At 50.6% G+C, this 18,184-nt stretch carries 16 protein-coding genes; 9 read left to right on the forward strand and 7 right to left on the reverse strand.

Annotated features, from left to right (window positions below; all coding sequences use genetic code 11):
* Position 1: 1 nt before the first annotated feature.
* From SBG_RS07165 to SBG_RS07175, 3 genes are all read right to left on the reverse strand, one after another.
* Positions 2-1,090: an efflux RND transporter periplasmic adaptor subunit gene (locus SBG_RS07165; protein ID WP_000831292.1), complete on the reverse strand. Its 1,089-nt coding sequence runs from the start codon at positions 1,088-1,090 to the stop codon at positions 2-4.
* A complete protein-coding gene (locus tag SBG_RS07170) occupies positions 1,090-1,518 on the reverse strand; it encodes a DoxX family protein (protein ID WP_015702870.1) in 429 nt (142 codons plus the stop codon). Before SBG_RS07170 ends, SBG_RS07165 begins: the two co-directional genes overlap by 1 nt.
* 250 nt (positions 1,519-1,768) lie before the next feature.
* Entirely contained in the window at positions 1,769-2,200 is a 432-nt protein-coding gene (locus SBG_RS07175; protein ID WP_000152295.1) for an OsmC family protein, read from the reverse strand.
* A 500-nt stretch (positions 2,201-2,700) separates the two neighbouring features.
* Here SBG_RS07175 and bdm point away from each other — a divergent pair, with 500 nt between their 5' ends.
* From bdm to adhP, 4 genes are all read left to right on the forward strand, one after another.
* Positions 2,701-2,916, forward strand: coding sequence for a biofilm-dependent modulation protein (gene bdm, locus SBG_RS07180; protein ID WP_000495702.1), 216 nt, complete (start codon positions 2,701-2,703; stop codon positions 2,914-2,916).
* Positions 2,917-3,010: 94 nt separating this feature from the next.
* Positions 3,011-3,154 (forward strand): stationary-phase-induced ribosome-associated protein, encoded by a 144-nt coding sequence (gene sra / locus SBG_RS07185; RefSeq protein WP_000841558.1) that lies wholly within the window; start codon positions 3,011-3,013, stop codon positions 3,152-3,154.
* Between the two features lie 177 nt (positions 3,155-3,331).
* Complete coding sequence (locus tag SBG_RS07190) at positions 3,332-5,029, forward strand: NAD-dependent malic enzyme (protein ID WP_000450498.1); 1,698 nt, start codon at positions 3,332-3,334, stop codon at positions 5,027-5,029.
* A gap of 268 nt (positions 5,030-5,297) precedes the next feature.
* On the forward strand, positions 5,298-6,308 hold the full coding sequence (adhP, locus tag SBG_RS07195) for an alcohol dehydrogenase AdhP (RefSeq protein ID WP_000642438.1): 1,011 nt from the start codon (positions 5,298-5,300) through the stop codon (positions 6,306-6,308).
* A gap of 112 nt (positions 6,309-6,420) precedes the next feature.
* On the opposite strand, the gene fdnI is transcribed toward adhP, so the two are convergent.
* The 3 genes from fdnI to fdnG are packed head-to-tail and all read right to left on the reverse strand — an operon-like array spanning position 6,421 to position 11,014.
* The gene (fdnI, locus tag SBG_RS07200; protein WP_000045632.1) at positions 6,421-7,077 is read right to left on the reverse strand and encodes a formate dehydrogenase-N subunit gamma; all 657 of its coding nucleotides are present in this window, start codon (positions 7,075-7,077) and stop codon (positions 6,421-6,423) included.
* Positions 7,070-7,954, reverse strand: coding sequence for a formate dehydrogenase N subunit beta (fdnH, locus tag SBG_RS07205; protein ID WP_000061603.1), 885 nt, complete (start codon positions 7,952-7,954; stop codon positions 7,070-7,072). Before fdnH ends, fdnI begins: the two co-directional genes overlap by 8 nt.
* Positions 7,955-7,966: 12 nt before the next feature.
* A complete protein-coding gene (gene fdnG, locus SBG_RS07210; protein ID WP_086935867.1) occupies positions 7,967-11,014 on the reverse strand; it encodes a formate dehydrogenase-N subunit alpha in 3,048 nt (1,015 codons plus the stop codon).
* Positions 11,015-11,279: 265 nt separating this feature from the next.
* On the opposite strand from fdnG, the gene yddG reads away from it, so the two are divergent.
* The 3 genes from yddG (at position 11,280) to SBG_RS07230 (ending at position 14,305) form a co-directional block, all read left to right on the forward strand.
* Positions 11,280-12,161 carry an aromatic amino acid efflux DMT transporter YddG gene (yddG, locus tag SBG_RS07220; RefSeq protein ID WP_000188837.1) on the forward strand — a complete coding sequence of 294 codons (882 nt, stop codon included), beginning with the start codon at positions 11,280-11,282 and terminating at the stop codon, positions 12,159-12,161.
* 529 nt (positions 12,162-12,690) lie between these two features.
* Positions 12,691-13,779, forward strand: coding sequence for a porin OmpD (ompD, locus tag SBG_RS07225; RefSeq protein ID WP_000769042.1), 1,089 nt, complete (start codon positions 12,691-12,693; stop codon positions 13,777-13,779).
* 85 nt (positions 13,780-13,864) lie between these two features.
* Positions 13,865-14,305 (forward strand): GFA family protein, encoded by a 441-nt coding sequence (locus SBG_RS07230; protein ID WP_015702873.1) that lies wholly within the window; start codon positions 13,865-13,867, stop codon positions 14,303-14,305.
* Between the two features lies 1 nt (position 14,306).
* On the opposite strand, the gene SBG_RS07235 is transcribed toward SBG_RS07230, so the two are convergent.
* Positions 14,307-15,794, reverse strand: coding sequence for an MFS transporter (locus SBG_RS07235; RefSeq protein ID WP_000489722.1), 1,488 nt, complete (start codon positions 15,792-15,794; stop codon positions 14,307-14,309).
* A gap of 117 nt (positions 15,795-15,911) precedes the next feature.
* Here SBG_RS07235 and SBG_RS07240 point away from each other — a divergent pair, with 117 nt between their 5' ends.
* Together SBG_RS07240 and SBG_RS07245 are read left to right on the forward strand one after the other, a co-directional pair.
* Entirely contained in the window at positions 15,912-16,490 is a 579-nt protein-coding gene (locus SBG_RS07240; RefSeq protein WP_000121053.1) for a TetR family transcriptional regulator, read from the forward strand.
* 213 nt (positions 16,491-16,703) lie between these two features.
* Positions 16,704-18,092 carry a NarK family nitrate/nitrite MFS transporter gene (locus SBG_RS07245; protein WP_000198266.1) on the forward strand — a complete coding sequence of 463 codons (1,389 nt, stop codon included), beginning with the start codon at positions 16,704-16,706 and terminating at the stop codon, positions 18,090-18,092.
* The last annotated feature ends 92 nt before the right edge of the window (positions 18,093-18,184 follow it).

Genomic DNA, 18,184 nt, shown 5'->3' on the forward strand with positions numbered 1-18,184 from the left:
TTTAGCTGCCGGCCTGCGCCGCGTGAAGGGTATCTTCTTCTACCGCTTGTACCGCCATACCGTCGCTCAATTTAAGCTGGCCTGACGTGACCACCAGGTCGCCTTCGCGTAGCCCGCGAAGGATGTCGACACGCCCGTTGCGGCGATCGCCGGAGGTAATCGATACACGTTTAACCGTCATCCCGCCATCTCCCTCCTGCGCCAGGAATACCGTATCTCCCCAGGCGGTGTAGGTAAGTGCCGTCTCAGGCACCGTCAATACCTTAACGTCGTTCTGCTGTGTCACTCGGATACTGGCGTACATTCCCGCTCTCAATTTGCCCTGCGGGTTTGCCATCTGCGCCTGAACCTGTACTGTCCGTGATTTGCCGATCAGAGGATCGATAGCGGTAATGGTTGCCGGAAATGTCTCATCCGGCCATGCATCTACCTGTACGGCGACGGCCTGTCCTGTTGCCAGTCCTGCGCTGACTTGTTCATCCAGCGAGAAGTTTACCCTTAAGGTGTCAGCATCCACCAGGCTGGCGACGGCGCCAGCCGCATCCAGATACTGCCCTTCATGCACGCGACGAATCCCCATCGTGCCGGAAAACGGCGCACGGATCGCTTTTTGCGCAATTTTCGCCTGTGTTTCCCGGACGGCGCCAAGTGCCATATCACGCTCGGCGAGCGCATCATCAAATTGCTGACGCGCGGTTGCATTGAGATCGACCAACTGCCGCATTCGGTTAAGACGCTGGCTGGCATTACGCAGTTGCGCATTCAGACGAAGCAGTTCGGCTTGTTCTGGGGCATCGTTGAGTTGCACCAGGCGTTGGCCTTTATTTACCCGCTGTCCTGATTCAAAAAAGAGGCCCGTGATGCGTCCGTCAGTCTCAGCGGCTACGGTGACCTGGCGGGCGGCTTCCAGCTCGCCGATGCCTGCATAACTTCGGCTTGTGAGTTCACGTTGTGCGGGCGCCAACGCCACTTTCACCGGCGTCCAGGCAGAGGCGTCTGCTGAGGCGTTATCATTGCGGGCGATGACGCTCAGCCAGGCAGCAACCCCAGCAATCAACAGCAATAGTGCGAAGATAGCGGTTCGTTTCATTAGGTTGCCTCTACGTTGGTGCGCAGACGATGACGCAGACGGCTGGCGATGGCTGTAATGATAAGCCCGCCAATAACGGTAATATGTTCCAGAGCAAAGTAGAGCGAGGTTTTCATTGCGGGTTCTGACATCGTCCAGAAGGTATGCACAATGAGAATAGTCAGTAGCATAAAGACGGCTAACATTCCTGCGCCCAGCCACACCCACCTGTCCAACAGTATCAATGCAGTCCCTGTCAACAGGACGAATGCGGTGGCCAAATTAAAAAACCAGGCCGGATGAAGACCAGCGGCGCGCATCTCTGCCAGACTGCCTTCGGTATCCAGCAATTTAGCCAGCCCCGAAGAGAGGAAAATCACGCTCAGTAGCAGGCGAGCGAGCAGCCAAAGCCAGTTACTGTCGAGTACGGTATTGAGAATACGTTGCATATTTTTCTTCCTGATCGTGCGTCCAATATCATCCATTCCTCCGCCTGAGTGGAGGTAGGCCTTGGTTTTTAAAAGGGAAAATCCCAAACCGACAGCACCATAAAACATCAAGTTAACTTGAGGTCAAGCGTCAGGAAGCACGGCTGTGAACAGGCGCAAAGGCCCAAAAGCGCGAAAAAAATAGGCAGGAGAAGAAGAGGAAACGTCAGCAGCCCGGTAAACTAAAATAATTACCGGGCTGGCGAATTTATCAGGCATTAAGCTGGTAATCGAGGGTGATTTCCGCTTTCAAAACTTGCGATACCGGGCATCCGGCTTTCGCTTTCTGGATGATTTGATCGAAAGTTGAGGCGTCAATATCCGGCACCGCAACTTTGCTTTGCAGCGCAATTCTGGTGATGGCAAAGCCCGCATCCACCTTATCCAGCGAGACATCAGCGGTGGTGTCAATAGCTGTTGGCGTAAAACCGGCCTCACCCAGCATTAACGATAACGCCATAGAAAAGCAGGCGGCATGCGCTGCGCCAATCAATTCTTCCGGGTTGGTCCCCTGTGCGCCTTCGAACCGGGTATTAAACCCATACGGCTGTTGATTAAGAACGCCGCTTTCTGTTGAGACTGTCCCTTTACCTCTTTTGATGTCGCCTTCCCAGTGTGCCTGACCTTTCTTATGGATTGTCATTCTTGCTCTCCTGTTGGCTCAAAAAATAAAGTATAGACCATTCTGCTAAACTGAGTGGTTAAGCCGGAAAGCGGCGTCTCTGGTATAAAAAATTACTCGATATTGCTTTTTACAGGATATTAATACTCACAGTTCCCCTCACCTTTAAAGAATATATTTCTCCATGAAATATTACCATTTTTACGGTTGGCATATTTTTCTGCTTCTATTAGGCCCACCTTTCCTGCTTACTCTATCTGATTGTAATGAAGGCAAAAAATATCTAAAAGTGGCATTTAATATGTCTTTTTTATAACCATTTTCGGAATGTGATATATATTTAAGCAGTCCCGCCGACAGAAATGATATATTTTGTACTGATAAAAATTAGCGACATTGGCTTGCGGAAAAATAATTCCAGGACTAATCTTAACCACAGCTGTATCAATATTTGCCATGCTGAATACGAATTAATTTTCTGCGAGCCGTACTAAATAAATACATCTTCACGGAGGCATTATATGTTTACTTATCACTCAGCAACTACCTCAGCAGCGCAACCCGCTCTGGTCAATGCGATTGAACAAGGACTACGGGCGGAGTTAGGCGTTGTCACTGAAGATGATATTTTAATGGAGCTGACCAAATGGGTTGAGGCTTCTGATAATGACATCCTCAGTGACATCTATCAGCAGACTATCAACTATGTGGTAAGCGGGCAGCACCCGACTCTGTAAAACCTGCTATGCTGTAACAGCAACCTTAGGGGTTACGTTTCTTTCGCATCAGCGAATTTGTCCTTAAAACTAGCAACAGGATTGAGGAATTAACATGAAATCGAACCGTCAGGCTCGGCACATACTTGGACTGGATTACAGAATCTCCAACCAGCGTAAGGTTGTTACTGAAGGCGACTCCAGCAGCGTGGTGAATAACCCAACCGGCAGAAAACGCCGCGCTGATAGCCAAAAGTAAACGTATCATCCTGAAATGACGTTAAACACCATTGCATCTGCAATGGTGTTTTTGTTTATAGGGATGACCTTAACGGCGCACAATGCTTTATACTCAGGGCCGGTTCCCTGGCGGCAAGGCAATATATGATGATAAATGGCAGCGCCAGGGACGGTTATTCAAAAAAGAGTGAGTGACATGGAAACTACAACCAAGAAAGCACGTTCCCTTTATATCCCTTACGCTGGCCCTGTCCTACTGGAATTCCCGCTGTTAAACAAAGGCAGTGCTTTTAGCATAGAAGAACGCCGTAGCTTCAATTTGTTAGGTTTACTGCCGGAGGTCGTCGAATCGATCGAAGAACAAGCCGAGCGCGCCTGGCTGCAGTATCAGGGTTTCAAAACGGAAATTGATAAGCATATTTACCTGCGTAACATCCAGGATACCAACGAAACGCTGTTCTATCGGCTGGTACAGAACCACCTTGATGAGATGATGCCGGTCATTTATACCCCTACAGTGGGGGCCGCCTGCGAGCGCTTTTCTGAGATTTATCGTCGGGCGCGCGGTGTGTTTATCTCTTATCAGAACCGCCACAACATGGATGACATTCTGCAGAATGTGCCTAACCACAACATTAAAGTCATTGTGGTGACGGATGGCGAACGCATACTGGGTCTTGGCGACCAGGGCATTGGCGGAATGGGGATCCCTATCGGTAAACTGTCATTATACACGGCTTGCGGTGGCATTAGCCCGGCCTATACCCTTCCGGTCGTGCTGGATGTCGGTACGAACAATCAGCAGTTACTCAACGATCCGCTGTATATGGGATGGCGCCATCCGCGTATTACCGACGATGAATATTATGCGTTTGTCGATGAGTTTATTCAGGCTGTTAAGCAACGCTGGCCGGATGTTCTGCTTCAGTTTGAAGATTTTGCGCAGAAAAACGCGATGCCGCTGTTGACGCGCTATCGGGATGAGATTTGCTCCTTTAATGATGATATTCAGGGCACTGCCGCTGTGACCGTTGGCACGCTAATCGCCGCCAGTCGCGCCGCCGGTAGCCAGCTTAGCGAGCAAAAAATCGTTTTCCTCGGCGCGGGTTCCGCCGGCTGTGGGATTGCCGAACAGATTATCGCGCAAACCCAGCGTGAAGGTTTAAGCGAGGATGCCGCCAGGCAGAAAGTCTTTATGGTTGACCGCTTTGGCCTGCTGACCGACCGGATGCCGAATCTGTTGTCATTCCAGACAAAACTGGTACAAAAATGCGAGAATCTCCAGCACTGGGATACCGAAAATGACGTCTTGTCGCTGCTGGATGTGGTGCGTAACGTGAAGCCGGATATCCTGATCGGCGTTTCCGGCCAAACCGGGCTCTTTACTGAAGAGATCATTCGCGAAATGCACAAGTATTGCCCTCGCCCGATCGTCATGCCGCTCTCTAATCCTACTTCTCGCGTAGAAGCTACGCCGCAGGACATTATCGCCTGGACGGAAGGCAACGCGCTGGTGGCCACCGGCAGTCCATTTGCGCCGGTGGTCTGGAAAGATAAGGTATATCCGATTGCACAGTGTAATAACGCCTATATTTTTCCCGGCATTGGTTTGGGGGTGATTGCTTCCGGCGCATCGCGCATTACTGACGAAATGCTGATGTCCGCCAGTGAAACCCTGGCAAAACACTCTCCTTTGGTGAATAACGGCGAAGGATTAGTGCTGCCAGCGCTTAAAGATATTCAAATGGTTTCGCGCGCCATCGCTTTTGCTGTAGGCAAAATGGCGCAGCAGCAAGGCGTCGCGGTGAAAACGTCTGCGGAAGCGCTGCAACAGGCAATTGATGATAATTTCTGGAAACCGGAATACCGCGACTACCGTCGTACGTCCATTTAATGTAAATCCGGCGGTGACCGCCGCCGGATCTCGTTTCCCCTTCTGTTCGCGAAAGATCTTATCAGTGCGCTAATTCTTACACTGCTTATTTGTCAAGCCACTAACATTAGCTACCTTTATGTTTTTAACGGGGATTTATTAGAAAAATCCTGGAGAAATTATTACATTATATTTCTGAGACCTTGCATAACTCATCAGAAATATTAATCCTGAAGAGGTAATAGCACCTACCTGCTATGCAGTTCACTATTATGATAAGGAGAAGGTTATGAAAGCTGCTGTTGTCACACAAGATCATCAGGTTGATGTTACTGAGAAAACGCTGCGTCCCCTTCGCCACGGTGAAGCCTTGCTGAAAATGGAGTGCTGTGGCGTATGCCATACCGATCTCCACGTAAAAAACGGAGATTTCGGTGACAAAACTGGTGTCATTCTTGGACATGAAGGTATTGGCGTCGTTGCTGAGGTCGGGCCCGGCGTAGCTTCGCTAAAGCCAGGCGACCGTGCGAGCGTTGCGTGGTTTTTTGAAGGATGCGGGCACTGTGAGTATTGCAATACGGGTAATGAAACTCTGTGCCGTAACGTAAAAAATGCCGGATACACGGTGGACGGCGGCATGGCCGAAGAGTGTATTGTGGTCGCGGATTATGCGGTGAAGGTGCCGGATGGTCTGGATTCTGCGGCGGCAAGCAGTATTACCTGCGCGGGCGTTACTACCTATAAAGCGGTAAAAGTTTCACATATTAAACCTGGCCAGTGGATAGCCATTTATGGTCTGGGCGGTCTTGGTAATCTGGCATTGCAATACGCGAAAAATGTCTTTAATGCTAAAGTGATCGCCATTGATGTTAATGATGGACAGCTTAAACTGGCCGAAGAAATGGGCGCGGACCTGACCATTAATTCACGTACAGAAGACGCAGCGAAAATGGTGCAGGAAAAAACCGGCGGCGCACATGCGGCTGTCGTCACCGCAGTCGCTAAGGCGGCGTTTAATTCCGCAGTAGATGCCGTTCGCGCCGGAGGCCGCGTAGTGGCAGTCGGCCTGCCGCCAGAAGCCATGAACCTTGATATCCCTCGTCTGGTACTGGATGGGATTCAGGTTGTCGGTTCGCTGGTAGGTACACGTCAGGATCTTACTGAAGCCTTCCAGTTCGCAGCGGAAGGAAAAGTCGTGCCGAAAGTTGCTTTGCGTCCGCTTGAAGATATCAACGCTATTTTTAAAGAGATGGAACAGGGACAAATCCGTGGCCGTATGGTCATCGACTTCCGTCGTTAAGCAATCTGCTGTGGCCGTCCCGTCTCAATTTCGGGCGCAGTCTGACCAGGCCTGATGGGCCAAAGGCGCTACTGACTGTAGTAGCGCCTTTATATATAAGAGCGTTAACGCATTACTGAATACCTTCTTCGCTCTCTTTTCTCGCTTCCGCCTTCTCGATGTCGCGATACCAGCGCGGGTGGTGTTTCTTCGCCCAGCGACGGCTAACCTTCCCTTCGATCATGCCTTTAATCGAACCTTTCACCCAAAATGCCATATACATATGGATAAGGATCGCGTGCATTAAAATAATCCCCGCCGCTGCATGAATAAGCAGGCTATAACGTACTACCTGCATCGGGAAATACTGCGCGAAATAGGGACGCCAGATAATGACCCCAGTTACCAGTAGCACAAAAATCATGCTCATGATTGACCAGAACATCATCTTCTGTCCTGCGTTGTATTTGCCGACATCCGCCACTTTATGCTCGTTGCCTTTCAGCACTTCCACAATATTTTTTAGCCACGGAATATCTTTTTTATCCGGAATATTGTGGTGGACGAAACGCACGAACATAAACATCAGCGCTATGAAGATGGCAATACCGAAGAACGGATGCAAAATACGTCCCATCTGCGGTGTGCCGAAGGTTTGCGTCAGCCACTGTAACGTCGGAAAGAAAAATGAAATTCCTGACAACGCCACCAGAAAGAAGCAGATCACCACCGTCCAGTGACAAGCGCGATCGATAAATTTCGTACGCACTATCATTTTCGACTTACTCATGATGATCCTCCTCGTCGTCGTCAACTTCCTTGTTCGGACCAATACCGATGTAATGGAAAATGAGTCCAGCGAAGGTCGCGATAAATCCGGCGGCAGCCAGCGGCTTCAACGCCCCTTTCCACAGATTAATTGAGGTATCGATCTGCGGGTCTTTTGGCAAACCGTGGTACAGCTCCGGTTGGTTAGCGTGATGCAGTACGTACATCACGTGCGTTCCGCCAACGCCATCCGGGTTGTAGATACCGGCATGTTCAAAGCCGCGCGCTTTTAACTTCTTCACGCGTTGCTCGCCCAGCTCCAGCATCTCTTTCTTGGTGCCAAAATGAATAGCCCCGGTCGGGCACGTTTTGACACAGGCGGGTTCCTGGCCCACACTGACGCGGTCGACGCAAAGTGTACATTTATAGACGCGGTTATCCTCTTTATTGAGGCGCGGAATATTAAATGGACACCCGGCGATACAGTAACCGCAACCGATACAGTGCTCGGACTGAAAATCGACGATCCCGTTCGCATACTGAATAATCGCCCCGGCAGACGGACATGCTTTCAAACAGCCCGGATCCTCACAGTGCATACAGCCATCTTTACGAATCAGCCATTCCAGCTTGCCGTTCTGTTCGGTTTCGGTAAAACGCATCACCGTCCAGGACTTGGCGCTCAGATCGGCGGGATTATCGTACACTCCGACACAATGGCCAACGTTATCGCGGATATCGTTCCATTCAGAACACGCCACCTGGCAGGCTTTACAACCCACGCAGGAAGAAACGTCAATAAGCTTCGCGACTTCGGCTTTGTAATCACGCGCCTGCGGAGGCGGCGTGATGGAGTTTGTTGCAGACCGTTTAATAATGTCCTGCGTTTCCATAGACATATACTCGCCCCCTTACGCCTTCTCGATGTTAACTAAAAACGCTTTATATTCCGGCGTTTGCGAGTTTGCATCACCGACATTTGGCGTCAGGGTGTTAGCGATATAACCTTTACGCGCGACCCCTTCAAAGCCCCAGTGCAGCGGAATACCTATCGTTTCAACCTGCTGGCCGTTGACCTGCAGCGTACGTATACGGCGAGTAACCACCGCCACCGCGCGAATAAAACCACGCTTGCTGGTGACCTTAACGTAATCCCCGTTGGCAATGCCTTTCGCTGCCGCCAGCGTTTCGCTTATCTCCACAAACTGTTCTGGCTGCGCAATCGCGTTCAGCAATGCGTGTTTGGTCCAGGTGTGGAAATGCTCGGTCAGACGATAGGTGGTACCGACATACGGGAACTGATCTTTGTTACCCATCCGCAGCGCATCGTCTTCATACAAACGCGCAGCCGGATTCGAGACAACGTTCGGGTGCAGCGGGTTGGTGCCCAGCGGCGTTTCCATCGGCTCGTAGTGTTCCGGGAACGGCCCTTCCGCCAGCTTATCAAGGGCAAACAGGCGCCCCAGTCCTTCCGGTTGCATGATGAACGGATTAGTGCCACTGCCCGGCGCTGCATTGTTGAAGTCCGGGATATCATTACCTGTCCACGTTGTGCCGTTCCATTCAATGAGCATCCGTTTCGGATCCCACGGTTTACCCTGTGGATCGGCGGACGCGCGGTTATACAGCACACGGCGGTTTAGCGGCCATGCCCAGGCCCAGCCCAGCGTATTGCCCAGTCCGGACGGATCAGCATTATCACGCCTGGACATCTGGTTGCCCTGCTCGGTCCAGCTACCGGTATAAATCCAGCAGGAAGATGACGTCGTGCCGTCATCACGTAGCTGGGCAAAGCTGCTCAGCAACTGGCCTTTCTTCGCAATCAGTACCCCATTAGCGTCATAGAGATCGCTCAGCGCATAGCCGTTGTTCTCTTTTGCCACTTCTTCTGAATGCGGTTCGTCCGGTTGCTTGTAGTTCCAGCTCATCTTCAGCAACGGTTCAGCACCTTTACCGCCTTCGGTACGATACATTTCGCGCAGACGATGATAAATACCGGCCAGAATTTCGCCGTCATTACGCGCTTCGCCCGGCGCATCCTGACCTTTCCAGTGCCATTGCAACCAGCGTCCGGAGTTAGCGATAGAGCCATCTTCTTCGGCAAAGCAGGTAGACGGCAGACGGAACACTTCGGTCTGAATCGACGCCGGATCAACATCATTCGACTCGCCGTGGTTCTGCCAGAAGGTTGAGGTTTCCGTTACCAGCGGGTCGATAACCACCAGATACTTCAGTTTGCTTAGGGACTGCACTACTTTGTTTTTGTCCGGGAAGGACGCTACCGGGTTAAAGCCCTGACAGATGTAACCGGTCACGTTACCGTTATCCATCATGTTGAAGTATTTAATGACATCGTAGGCTTGATCCCACTTCGGTAACCACTCAAAGCCCCAGTCATTTTCTTTCTGCGCGGCATCGCCATAGAAAGATTTCATCAGGCTGACGAAGAATTTTGGATAGTTGCCCCAGTAGTTCACCTGTTCTGCCAGCGTGGCCTTCGGCGTATTCGCGGACAGGTAAGTTTGCAGATCCGCCTGTTTATCTGACGGCAGCGTCAGATAACCTGGCAGGCTGGTAGACAGCAGCCCTAAGTCGGTTAGCCCCTGGATGTTCGAGTGACCGCGCAACGCATTTACGCCGCCCCCAGCCATCCCCATGTTGCCCAGCAGCAACTGGATCATCGCCATGGTACGGATGTTTTGCGCACCCACGGTATGCTGCGTCCAGCCCAGCGCGTACAGGAAGGTGGTGGTACGATCGGCGGCGCTGGTAGAAGCCAGTACCTCACACACTTTCAGGAAGTCGGCTTTTGGCGTACCGCAGATATTTTCCACTACTTCCGGCGTATAGCGGGAAACGTGCTGTTTCAGCAAATTCCACACGCAACGCGGATGGGTCAGGGTTTCATCACGTTTGGCATAGCCGTTTTCATCGAACTGGTAATTCCAGGACGATTTGTCGTATTGCCGCTTTTTCGCATCGTAGCCGCTGAACAGACCGTCTTCAAAGGCAAAATCATCCCGCACCAGCAGGCTGGCGTTGGTGTAATGCTTAACATATTCAGCGTTAATTTTGTTGTTTTCGATCAGGTACAGCAGCACACCGGACAAGAATGTAATATCTGTGCCGGAACGGATCGGCGCATAAATATCGGCAACCGAGGCTGTACGGGTAAAACGAGGGTCAACAACGATAAGGGTGGCATCGTTATTGTTCTTCGCTTCCATCGCCCAGCGGAATCCCACCGGATGTGCTTCGGCGGCGTTACCGCCCATCACCACCACGACGTTGGCATTTTTAATATCTACCCAGTGGTTGGTCATCGCACCGCGACCAAATGTTGGAGCAAGACTTGCTACCGTTGGTCCGTGTCAAACGCGAGCCTGGTTATCTACCGCCAGCATCCCGAGGGAACGCACAAATTTTTGCGTCAGCATACCGGTTTCATTGCTGGCCGCCGAGGCGCACAACATCCCGGTGGAAAGCCAGCGGTTAACCGTAACGCCCTGCTCGTTCTTTTCAATAAAGTTGGCGTCACGGTCCGCCTTCATCAGCGCTGCAATACGGCTGAAGGCGTCATCCCAACTGATGCGTTGCCATTTGTCAGAACCCGGCGCGCGGTATTCCGGATAGCGCAAGCGGTCTTCACTGTGTACATAGTCCAGCAAACCGGCCCCTTTTGGACAGAGCGCGCCACGGCTTACCGGATGATCCGGGTCGCCTTCAATATGATAAATCGCTTCTTTCGCGTTTTTTGCCCCATCGCCCAGGCTATACATTAATAGCCCACAACCTACGGAACAGTATGTGCAGGAATTACGAATCTCTTTTGCGCGCAACAGCTTATAGTTTCGCGCCTGAGCCAGAGCCATTTTAGGTGTAAAACCCAGTGCGGCCACTGTTGTTCCCGCCATACCGCCCGCGCAGATTTTAAAAAATTGTCTGCGGCTGACGTCCATTGCTTTCCTCTTTTTTCCAGGGATGCACGCATCCAGCAAAACCTCAGTCCAGGATGCGTGTATAACTTCGCGAGGAAACTAACAGCAAAATCCATAACTTTTTTGCGTCAAATCAATATTGAAACGTTTCCGCTACTAAATAGTCCCAATTTTAAGGTGCAATAACTCCAAGGTGTTACTTAAAAATGGCGCGGCATAGCGTCTCCCCGGGAAGGAATGTTATAAATGGCAGTTTATTTTGCGCTGTATTGGACAATAACAAAGAATGACACCACAAAAAGCAACGTTGACAGGGCTGGTTGCCATCGTACTGTGGAGCTCGATGGTTGGGTTAATTCGCGGCGTTAGTGAAGGTCTGGGGCCGGTTGGCGGCGCAGCCATGATCTATTCACTAAGCGGTCTGCTGCTGATTTTTACCGTCGGATTACCTGATATTCGCCATTTCCCGAGGCGATACCTCATCGCAGGCAGTGTGCTATTTGTTAGCTACGAAATATGTCTGGCGCTTTCTCTTGGTTATGCTGCCACTCGCCATCAAGCTATCGAAGTGGGAATGGTCAACTATTTATGGCCCAGTCTGACTATTTTATTTGCCATTCTTTTCAATGGGCAAAAAACTCACTGGCTTATTGTTCCTGGATTACTTATCGCACTTACTGGCGTGTGCTGGGTTCTGGGAGGCGAGAACGGTCTTAATTCCAGTGAAATTATCAACAATATTGCCTCCAGCCCGTTAAGTTATTTCCTGGCATTTCTGGGGGCTTTTATATGGGCGGCTTACTGCACAGTGACCAATAAATATGCTCATGGTTATAACGGTATCACCGTCTTTGTTTTACTCACCGCCATGGCGTTATGGTTATACTATTTTCTTACGCCGCAACCTGCCATGACATTCAGCCTGCCGGTGATGGTTAAACTGTTTTCCGCAGCATTAACATTGGGGTTTGCCTACGCGGCATGGAATGTGGGCATCCTTCATGGCAATGTGACTATTATGGCCGTAGGGTCTTATTTTACACCGGTAATGTCCTCCGCTCTGGCGGCACTATTACTCCGCTCCCCCCTGTCCTTTTCCTTCTGGCAAGGCGCGGCCATGGTGTGTGTTGGTTCCCTGCTTTGCTGGCTGGCAACGCGCCGAACCTGATCGCGATGGGCGGGCCGTTTTACCACAAAATTGACCCGCTGTAACTTGACACGTTCAGTAACACGGCTACGCTTTTATTGTCAGCTATTTTCATGTGCCGGGTTTACGCTTTTCTAAGAGCCACTTTTTATTACTATGAACCGGGTCTCATCTTATAAACGGATGTAATTTGCAAAGTAGTTAAATATGTTAATATAATGATAATAATTTGATAATTTATTTATCTTTCCTGCTAACAGGAAATTGTATTGTTGCATATAATAATCTTTAGTTATTACTAATAATAAAACAATAAATAAAACAATAATCCCCTTCGTAAATATATCTCTTCAGTAAATCCCTATTTAAATTAATATTCTTAAATGTATTAAGGCGATCTGGATCACACAAATTAAAATAATTTGTAATGTTATGAAACTTATTATTGAATTTATACCTCTCCCTCATTTAAAAATAGTCTGCCATTGACAAACTCTTTGTTTAGCAATGGTTGAGGAAACACGCTAAGAAAATTATAAGGATTATTAAAATGAAACTTAAGTTAGTGGCAGTGGCAGTGACTTCCCTGTTGGCAGCAGGCGTGGTAAACGCAGCCGAGGTATATAACAAAGACGGTAATAAACTGGATCTGTACGGCAAAGTTCATGCTCAGCATTATTTCTCTGATGATAACGGAAGTGATGGCGACAAAACTTACGCGCGACTGGGTTTTAAAGGCGAAACGCAGATCAACGACCAACTGACCGGTTTTGGTCAGTGGGAATATGAATTCAAAGGCAACCGTACTGAAAGCCAGGGTTCTGACAAAGATAAAACTCGTCTGGCATTTGCTGGCCTGAAATTCGCTGACTACGGTTCTTTCGACTATGGCCGTAACTACGGCGTTGCTTACGACATCGGCGCATGGACCGACGTTCTGCCGGAATTCGGCGGCGACACCTGGACTCAGGCTGATGTCTTCATGACTGGCCGTACTACTGGCGTTGCAACCTACCGTAACACTGACTTCTTCGGTCTGGTTGATGGGCTGAATTTTGCCGCACAGTATCAGGGCAAAAACGACCGTGCCAATGCTTATGAGTCTAACGGCGACGGTTTCGGTTTGTCCGCAACGTATGAATACGAAGGCTTTGGCGTAGGTGCGGCCTATGCGAAATCTGACCGTACTAACAACCAGGTTAAAGCTGCAAGCAATCTGAACGCCGCAGGTAAAAATGCTGAAGTCTGGGCTGCTGGCCTGAAATATGATGCGAACAACATCTACCTGGCGACGACCTACTCCGAAACGCTGAACATGACCAACTTCGGTGAAGATGCCGTAGGTAACGCGTTTATCGCAAACAAAACCCAGAACTTTGAAGCGGTTGCTCAGTACCAGTTTGACTTCGGTCTGCGTCCATCTATCGCTTACCTGAAATCCAAAGGTAAAAACCTCGGTACTTTCGGTGACCAGGATCTGGTTGAGTACATCGATCTCGGCGCAACCTACTACTTCAACAAAAACATGTCTACCTTCGTTGATTACAAAATCAACCTGCTGGACGACAGCAACTTCACCAAAGCAGCTAAAGTGTCTACCGACAACATCGTTGCTGTTGGTCTGAACTATCAGTTCTAAGTCTGCGTGATGTAATATATTCCAGGCCAGCCCATGATGGGCTGGCTTTTTATCATGATGTTGAACCGGTCATAAGGAGTATGCCGTGCAAACGTTCACAGGATGTTGCCTTTGCGGGCAGAGCCATTTTACCGTTAACGTCGAAATACTCGATGTCTATGCCTGCCACTGCACGCTGTGTCAAAAATGGTCTGGCGGAATCGCCATGTATCTGGAAGCCTGCGGGCAGCCCCAACTGGCCCCCCTTTCACCTGAACCGCCACATTTTTCATCCTCTTCACGCGGCGAACGCTATTTTTGTTCCGGCTGCGGATGTCCGCTGTGGTTTCGGCTGACCGATTCAGGACGCTATTTTATTCCCTGGACATTACTGGAACTGAACGAAGTTGACCGCCGTCGGCTGATTCTGGCCGCGGAAATTTATACCGAAACCCAACCTGCTTTCTGGCGACTGACAGGACAGTACGCACGCCTCAGCGGTAAAGAAGTTGAGGAAATGGACTATCCCTGCCAGTTAGCGCATTAACTTATCGGCGTTGCGCTTTTGCCAGACTGAACCACATTCCCACCGCCAGTAAAAGAAGCATACTTCCGGCACTGCTTAACGCCACGCTATGTGACCAGGTAAACGCGTGTCTGGCGGCATTCAGTATTGCCTGACCCATCGCGGGCGACAGACTATTCGCCAGTTGTACCGCTTCCCCCATTGAGGACGACGCCCTGGCTATCTCCTGCGCGTCAAGCCCGGCGGGCAGACGGATAGAGGTTGAGAAACTGCGGCTCAGCAGCAGGCCAAAAATGGCGATACCCAGCCCCGCGCCAAGCTCATAAGCCATTGTTTCAATAGCGCCAGCCGCGGCCGCTTTTTCTGCCGGCGCGGCGGCCATAATTGCCGATGTGGAGGCCAGCAATGCGCTGGCGGCACTAAATCCCAGTAACGCCATCAGCCCCCAGGCCTGCCATTGTTGGGTGCTGAAGTCGGTCACCGCCAGGCCATAAAAACTCATCGCGCTTAACGCCATTCCTCCTGTCGCCACCAGCCGTAGACCCAGACGCGTGACCAGCGCGCCTGCAATCGGCCCGCTGAATCCGCTGGCAACCATTACCGGTAGCATAAATACCCCGGCTTCATAAGGTGATAACCCATGAACAAACTGTAATTCCTGCGCCATCAGCAGTTCAAACCCTACCAGCGTAATCATTGCCGTCATTGCCATCACTACGCCACTGAGGATAATACGATGGGTAAATAGTCGCATATCAATCATCGGACGCGAGGTGGCGAGCTGGGTACGAACAAAGAATCCCAGCAGCAGCGCGCCGGTGAGTAAGGTTAGCGAGACTATCCCCAGCGACAGATGTCCTTTTAGCGCCGTTTTGGCGCTATAGACCAACAGCAAAATGGCGATAATCAACATCACCGCATGGGTAAAATTGAGCGGTTGATCGCGACGCCCCGCCTGACGTGGAACATAACGGGCGGTTAACGCCATGACGATCAGAACGATCGGTACGTTGATCAGAAAAACCGATCCCCAGTAAAAGTGTTCCAGTAATAGACCACCGATAAGGGGGCCGAACGCCGCTCCGCCCGAACCTACCGCAGCCCAGACGCCCAGTGCCATGTTACGATGCTTCTCTTCGGAAAAGGTCGCGCGAATTCCCGCCAACGTCGCCGGTACGATCATTGCCGCGCCGATAGCCAGTAATACTCTGGTGGCTATCAGCCAACCGGCGGTATGCGAGAACGCCGCCGCCAGTGAGGCCAGGCCAAAGAGCGCCCCGCCCAGCATCAACAGGCGTTTAAACCCGATGCGATCGCCAAGCGCCCCCATCGGCAGCACCATCCCTGCCATTACCAAAGAATAAATATCAATGATCCACAGCAGCTCATTGCCGCTGGCACCCAGCGTCATACTCAGCGTAGGTGCGGCGACGTGCAGGACCGTGGCATCAATGGCCACAGGAATATAAACCAGCACAATAATAACTAACGTTAACCACTGACGAAACATAACCCTCCCTTTAAAATCTCAAAGTTGGACGCTTGTCCAGCTTTGAGATCCTACGGTAAGTTGAACGAATGTCCAGCTTTTTGTTAAACTGCACGTGCTGGCTAATGTGGGGAAAATATGAGTTATCTGAACCGGGATGAACGTCGCGAAGTGATCCTGCAAGCGGCGATGCGCGTGGCGCTGGAAGAGGGATTTGCCGCTATGACGGTACGACGTATCGCGTCAGAGGCTGACGTCGCCGCCGGACAGGTACACCACCACTTTAGTTCGGCGGGCGAACTCAAAGCGCTGGCATTTGTTCATTTGATTCGTACCCTGCTTGACGCAGGACATGTTCCTGCCCCCACCACCTGGCGCGAACGGCTTCATGCCATGCTGGGCAGCGAAGATGGTGGCTTCGAACCTTACATAAAATTGTGGCGGGAAGCGCAGATTTTGGCCGACCGGGATCCGCATATCAGGAACGCTTACCTTCTTACCATGCAGATGTGGCATGAGGAAACGGTCACTATTATTGAAGAGGGGAAACACGCGGGGGAATTTACGTTTTCCTCTCACGCTACGGATATTGCCTGGCGGCTTATCGCTCTGGTGTGCGGTCTGGACGGTATGTATGTCCTTGGCATTCCGGAGATGGCCGATCCCGCCTTTGCAAAACATCTCGATCATATGATTACGCTTGAACTCTTTGCATAAAGTTACAAAAAGCTGAATAATATTCACCATTGCTTTACAATTGGTAACAATTAAGAAACGTTATATCCTCTCTCTACTCCGCGCCCGTCTGATTTTTTATCTATTCTTTCACTCAACATTCTAAAAAAACTTCAATAAGTTCTCAAAAGAGCGCGTGAGGCTCTCTGTCCCTTTTTTGCTTTTTTTCAAATGATATACGCATGTGAGGGTGCTATGACACGACAAAACAAGAATTATAATCGTTATCTTTTGAATGACTGGAGACCCGAAAATCCTGCTTTCTGGGAAAATAAAGGGAAACGCATCGCGAGAAGAAATTTATGGATTTCAGTAAGTTGTTTGTTGCTGGCATTTTGTGTCTGGATGTTGTTTAGCGCTGTAGCCGTCAACCTCAATAAAATAGGTTTTAATTTCACTACTGATCAACTCTTTTTATTAACCGCATTACCTTCGCTTTCTGGCGCAATATTACGCGTCCCCTACTCCTTTATGGTACCGCTGGTCGGCGGTCGTAAATGGACCGTATTGAGTACGGTAATATTGATTATTCCCTGCGTCTGGTTGGGATTCGCCGTACAACAGCATACCACTCCTTTCGGAGTATTTATGATTATCGCTCTGCTGTGTGGTTTCGCTGGCGCGAACTTCGCGTCCAGTATGGGCAACATCAGTTTTTTCTTTCCCAGGGCCAGACAAGGTAGCGCGCTGGGCATTAACGGCGGGCTGGGAAATCTTGGCGTCAGCGTAATGCAGTTGATTGCGCCACTGGTTATTTTTCTTCCGATATTTACTTTTTTGGGCGTCCGGGGCGTACCGCAACCCGATGGTTCGCTGCTCTCTCTTACCAACGCCGCCTGGATTTGGGCCCCTTTGTTGGCCGTCGCGACGCTGGCGGCCTGGTTTGGGATGAACGATATTGCCAGCGCTAAAGCGTCTATCGTCTCGCAATTGCCAGTACTAAAACGTCTGCACCTGTGGTTGCTTAGCCTGCTGTATCTGGCGACGTTTGGTTCATTCATTGGCTTTTCAGCAGGTTTCGCCATGCTCGCTAAAACGCAATTTCCCGACGTAAACATTCTGCAACTGGCGTTCTTTGGCCCGTTTATCGGCGCGCTGGCGCGTTCCGCTGGTGGGGTAATTTCGGATAAGTTCGGTGGTGTTCGTGTCACGCTGATTAACTTCATCTTTATGGCGTTGTTCACCGCTTTGCTGTTCCTGACGCTGCCGGGCTCCGGTTCGGGAAGTTTTATCGCCTTTTACCTCGTCTTTATGGGGCTGTTTTTGACGGCAGGACTCGGCAGCGGGTCGACGTTTCAGATGATTGCGGTGATCTTCCGCCAGATAACCCTTTACCGGGTGAAATTACGTGGTGGTACGGAAGAACAAGCCCAGCGCGAAGCCGTTACCGATACTGCAGCCGCGCTTGGCTTTATCTCCGCCATCGGCGCTGTCGGCGGCTTCTTCATCCCCAAAGCCTTCGGTTCGTCACTGGCATTGACCGGTTCTCCGGTGGGGGCGATGAAAATCTTCCTGGTGTTCTACATCGTTTGTGTCCTGGTGACCTGGCTGGTCTATGGGCGACGTAAACCTCAACAACCATAACAGCATGATTTTCTGGCGCCGGATATCCGGCCCACGGGTTGAAGTAGACCGGATAAGCGTAGCGCCATCCGGCAATATTATCGGAGCAGGAG

It is taken from the genome of Salmonella bongori NCTC 12419 (assembly GCF_000252995.1).
GTDB classification, from domain to species: Bacteria; Pseudomonadota; Gammaproteobacteria; order Enterobacterales; family Enterobacteriaceae; genus Salmonella; species Salmonella bongori.

What these genes read in the sequence shown, in the direction of transcription:
- SBG_RS07240 (WP_000121053.1), top strand. Translation starts at nt 15,912, where the DNA reads ATGAGTTATCTGAACCGGGATGAACGTCGCGAAGTGATCCTGCAAGCG.
- SBG_RS07175 (WP_000152295.1), bottom strand. Translation starts at nt 2,200, where the DNA reads ATGACAATCCATAAGAAAGGTCAGGCACACTGGGAAGGCGACATCAAA.
- adhP (WP_000642438.1), top strand. Translation starts at nt 5,298, where the DNA reads ATGAAAGCTGCTGTTGTCACACAAGATCATCAGGTTGATGTTACTGAG.
- fdnI (WP_000045632.1), bottom strand. Translation starts at nt 7,077, where the DNA reads ATGAGTAAGTCGAAAATGATAGTGCGTACGAAATTTATCGATCGCGCT.
- ompD (WP_000769042.1), top strand. Translation starts at nt 12,691, where the DNA reads ATGAAACTTAAGTTAGTGGCAGTGGCAGTGACTTCCCTGTTGGCAGCA.
- SBG_RS07170 (WP_015702870.1), bottom strand. Translation starts at nt 1,518, where the DNA reads ATGCAACGTATTCTCAATACCGTACTCGACAGTAACTGGCTTTGGCTG.
- SBG_RS07190 (WP_000450498.1), top strand. Translation starts at nt 3,332, where the DNA reads ATGGAAACTACAACCAAGAAAGCACGTTCCCTTTATATCCCTTACGCT.
- SBG_RS07245 (WP_000198266.1), top strand. Translation starts at nt 16,704, where the DNA reads ATGACACGACAAAACAAGAATTATAATCGTTATCTTTTGAATGACTGG.
- SBG_RS07165 (WP_000831292.1), bottom strand. Translation starts at nt 1,090, where the DNA reads ATGAAACGAACCGCTATCTTCGCACTATTGCTGTTGATTGCTGGGGTT.
- SBG_RS07235 (WP_000489722.1), bottom strand. Translation starts at nt 15,794, where the DNA reads ATGTTTCGTCAGTGGTTAACGTTAGTTATTATTGTGCTGGTTTATATT.
- sra (WP_000841558.1), top strand. Translation starts at nt 3,011, where the DNA reads ATGAAATCGAACCGTCAGGCTCGGCACATACTTGGACTGGATTACAGA.
- bdm (WP_000495702.1), top strand. Translation starts at nt 2,701, where the DNA reads ATGTTTACTTATCACTCAGCAACTACCTCAGCAGCGCAACCCGCTCTG.
- yddG (WP_000188837.1), top strand. Translation starts at nt 11,280, where the DNA reads ATGACACCACAAAAAGCAACGTTGACAGGGCTGGTTGCCATCGTACTG.
- fdnH (WP_000061603.1), bottom strand. Translation starts at nt 7,954, where the DNA reads ATGTCTATGGAAACGCAGGACATTATTAAACGGTCTGCAACAAACTCC.